The sequence below is a fragment of the Oscillibacter sp. CU971 genome, from assembly GCF_905219725.1.
Taxonomy (GTDB): Bacteria; Bacillota; Clostridia; order Oscillospirales; family Oscillospiraceae; genus Oscillibacter.
This window is the reverse complement of record NZ_CAJMXG010000558.1, coordinates 1-1,136: the sequence shown is the minus strand read 5'-3', so window position 1 is coordinate 1,136 and position 1,136 is coordinate 1. Positions and strand designations below refer to the sequence as shown.

The window sequence follows — 1,136 nt, the reverse complement described above, 5'->3', positions numbered from 1 at the left end:
ATAAAGAATTATGTGCTGTCGCGCTATGCCTGTTACTTGATTGTCCAGAACGGCGATCCCAGGAAAGAATCCATAGCCCTTGGACAAACCTATTTCGCCATCCAAACCAGACGGTAAGAAATCGCGGATACGTTCAACCAACTCAATGAAGACAGTCGGCGGCTGGTGATTCGAGGGGATATCTGGCAATGGAGTTCTCTCCTGGCGGAAGCAGCACATCGGGCTGGGAGCACAGTGCAAGAGGAATATGCCGAATTTCAAAACGCCGGATACATGGGCTTATATGGTACCTTCGAGTATCAGACATCCACCGCGGAAAAGGGTTAAAGGAAAGCGAGAAGATACTTGACCACATGGGGAGCGTAGAACTGGCGGCAAATCTATTTCGCATTACGCAAACGGAGGAAAAGCTGGTTCGCGAGCAGACCTAGGGCTTAGACGATGCCGCAGCGGCTCACTTTCAAGTTGGTCGTGAGACCCGCAAAACGATAGAGGCTGTAGAAGGTACCATACCAGAAGACCTCCCCTACTCCAGAAAAAAGTGTTTCTCAGGTCGAACGTGAAAAGTTAAAGCAACTGCGAAAAGAACGGAAAAACTTCTGCTGGACGAATAGGGACTGTCTATGCGCATTGTTTTAAATGCAATCACACCTGGTATCTGAAAGAAGAAATGTTTATGAAAATTTTTCTGGAACGAGTTCATCGCTTGTGTTATACGGTGTAAAGCAGCCGAAGGAAGAGGAGGGTTGAAAGATGCATAGAGATCAAAACTTTTCAACTTTTGAACACTGTAGTAAGATAGAAGAAAAAATCATCATGAAATTATACCAGAACGCCAGTATTTTTCTAAATGACGCAATTATCCACTTGAACAAAGGGATTGACTCATATAGCGACATGCTTTTAGCTATAGTTGATATTCAAATGTCCTTAGAATTAGCTATCAAAGTCAGAGTCGCACAGGATCATGGTGTTACCGCCATTCTGCAACATGCTGACGCTGAAATTTCAGCTGACGAACTGGCACAGAAATATGAAAAAAATTCTCTACGTGTCAAGGAATTTGAGAGTTTAAAAAACTTCCTTAAAAGTAAGCGGGAATACAACCATATCCTTTCAGGCGAATATGCTTATAT

Annotated in this window: 2 protein-coding genes; one reads left to right on the top strand and one right to left on the bottom strand. The window is 43.6% G+C overall.

The features are described 5' to 3' along the window. Positions 1-189 (bottom strand): hypothetical protein (locus JX325_RS18575; protein ID WP_204792265.1); only part of this gene is annotated, 189 nt, incomplete at its 3' end. Between the two features lie 564 nt (positions 190-753). Between JX325_RS18575 and JX325_RS17420 the strand changes: the two genes are divergently transcribed. Beyond that, positions 754-1,136, top strand: a 383-nt coding sequence (locus tag JX325_RS17420; protein ID WP_204792264.1) for a hypothetical protein, incomplete at its 3' end; no start/stop codon positions are given.